This window comes from Sulfuricurvum sp., from assembly GCF_049305995.1.
Lineage (GTDB): Bacteria > Campylobacterota > Campylobacteria > Campylobacterales > Sulfurimonadaceae > Sulfuricurvum.
Genome location: NZ_JBAQPS010000130.1, coordinates 1 through 2,627, shown reverse-complemented (window position 1 = coordinate 2,627; position 2,627 = coordinate 1). Strand labels below are relative to the sequence as shown.

2 protein-coding genes are annotated in these 2,627 nt (G+C 35.4%); both read left to right on the top strand.

The annotated features are described in order from the left end of the window. Positions 1-124 precede the first annotated feature (124 nt). Entirely contained in the window at positions 125-2,056 is a 1,932-nt protein-coding gene (locus WA010_RS04365; RefSeq protein ID WP_422555933.1) for a PAS domain S-box protein, read from the top strand. Positions 2,057-2,227: 171 nt separating this feature from the next. Further along, a partial coding sequence (locus WA010_RS04360; protein WP_422555932.1) for a PAS domain S-box protein occupies positions 2,228-2,627 on the top strand: 400 nt, incomplete at its 3' end.

Sequence of the window (2,627 nt, the reverse complement as noted above, 5' to 3'; positions counted from 1 at the left end):
TTGGTCATTGTTTCCACTCTTTATCATTGCGGTGGCACATATTTGTGCCATTAACTGATTGATACCGTTGGTTAATGATCTATCCCCTGAAGTTGTAATTGGCACTATATGGCATATCTCGACGTTGGCTTATTTGGTATCTCAACACATCAGACAAATGCAGATAGAGAATAATCAGCTATATCTACAATCGCGTAACACAGCTATAGGTGAAACGATTGCCCATATCGCGCATCAATGGAAACAGCCGCTAAATGCAGTAGCCAGTATCCAAAACAATATCAAAGCTTTATTGCAATACAAAATAAAAATTTCTGAGGATGAGCTCTATGATGCCGTTGATAACAGTAGTCGACTGTTACACCATATAGGTAGCACGATCGATACATTTTATGGATTTCTAACGCACCATAATGATAATAAGAAATCTTTTCTCCTCAAAGAGCAGATTGAAACCGTTTTAAAATTGATCGAATATGATTTTAAAAATACTAATGTAAAATTATCGATTGACGGTGATACGCAGGCGATTATTATGGGAAATGCAAATGAGTTTATTCATGTCATACTTAACATTATTCTCAATGCCAAAGAGGCTTTTGAACAGGTAGAAGTTGAATCAGCCGAAATTCGTATTATCATTAAAGAGAGTGATGATCAATGCTTGATCACTATTGCTGATAATGCGGGAGGGATCCGTATTGAGCCTATTAAATTAATATTTAATCGTTACGTCTCAGGTAAAAATGGAACAGGATTGGGACTGTATATGGCTCGTGAAATTGTGGTTAACCGTTTCGGAGGGGAGATTACAGTAGAAAATAAAGACAAAGGGGCAGTTTTTTCGATTCTTTTGCCCTCTAGACCCGTCAATACGCTTGTAATCCCAACACGTGAACAGGATTTAGAACAGATTCAGAATTTAACCCGACAAATTCTCGATTTGGAAAAGGTTAAAAATGATTTGAGTCGATGGGCAGAGATTTTTACACATGCACAGTGGGCTATCATGGTTCACCTAGGAGAAAGTGACATTTTTGAACACGTGAATCCGGCTTTTTATGCACTTTATGGGTACTCTTCTGAAGAGTTGAAATATTTACGAGTGCGTGATCTTTTTGTACCTGAAGCATTAGAGTCTTTGGCTGAGTTTTCATCCAAGGCATTTGAAACCGGATATATAATTTTCGAATCGATTCACTGTCGAAAAGACAGAACGCGATTTCCGGTTTCTATCGAACTGATCGTTATTAAAAATGATGAGGGAGAACTGCTATACCATATTGCTAATGTTTGGGATTTGAGTGAAAAAAAAGAATCTGCAAAAAAACTTCATCTTGTTACAACGGCAATAAACAGTACCGATGAAGCGGTTTATATTAATGACGTAAATTTATCGATTATCTATGTCAATGAGAGTGCATCTAAAATGCTTGGATATTCCTCAGATGAACTGAGAGAATTATCGATTGGGGATATAGATGCCAACTATAGCAATGAAGAGTTGATAGAATTTAGAAAAACTCTTCATATGAATTGTTCCACCACTTTTGAAACACAGCACAAGATGAAATCCGGTGAAGTGATTGATGTAGAGATTGTTGCAAATCTATTTGAGTTTGAAGGTCAACACATCGGTTTGTCGATTGTCAAAAATATAACTGAACGAAAATATGCCCAAGAACAGCTCCTAAAAAGTGCTGAGGAATATCGAACGATTGTTGAAAATTCAAACGACAATATTGTCCGTTATGATAAATACGGTCGTATCCACTATATGAACCCAACGCTTGAAATGACACTTGGAGTTTCGCTTGACGACGTGATTGGAAAAACACCAACGGAAATTTGGGGTCAAGAATACGATGAGTTTGAACAAATTTTACATCGTGTGATAGCTATCGGATCTGATGAAAAATATAATTTTAAATTTACCGGATCTAACGGAACTACTGAAATTCATCAAATACATTTTATTGCTGAGTGTGATAGAAAAGATACCATATCCGGTGTACTTGTAATAGGACGAGATATTACAGAAATTGCAAATTTATAACAAACTAATAACCATTAATCCAAAATTATCACCTTTATCTTTCTGAAATTCATTAAATAAACTTTTTCTATAAAAATGTGACCAAAAAGTGACCGTTTTTATGAGATCATAAGATAAATTTTGACAAACACCACGTACACTAGATCGATCATGTGGTGAAGGCATAGGATCATGGATAACAATATTGTAGTGGATGTTACGGAATATAACAACCATCTTTCTCAGATAGAACGGATAAATTTTGCGATTAACCATACCGATCAGGCGATTTTTATCGCTAAAGGGGAGCATAATGAGATCCCTTTATTCGTTTTTACCAATAAAAAAGCATCTGATATGCTCGGATATTCTAGCGAGGAATTGTGCGATGGTATGGGATCAATTTCACTTGATATGGAATACTCCTTTGAACGTATGAAGCTTATAGAAGAAGAAAAACATGGACAATTTGAGACTTTTTATAAAACAAAAAGCAATAAAATAATTCCCGTAGAAGTAACTGTCAACTTTTTTCTTCAAAATGAAGAACAATATAAGATTATCGTGGTAAAAGATCTATCACTGTTAAAAC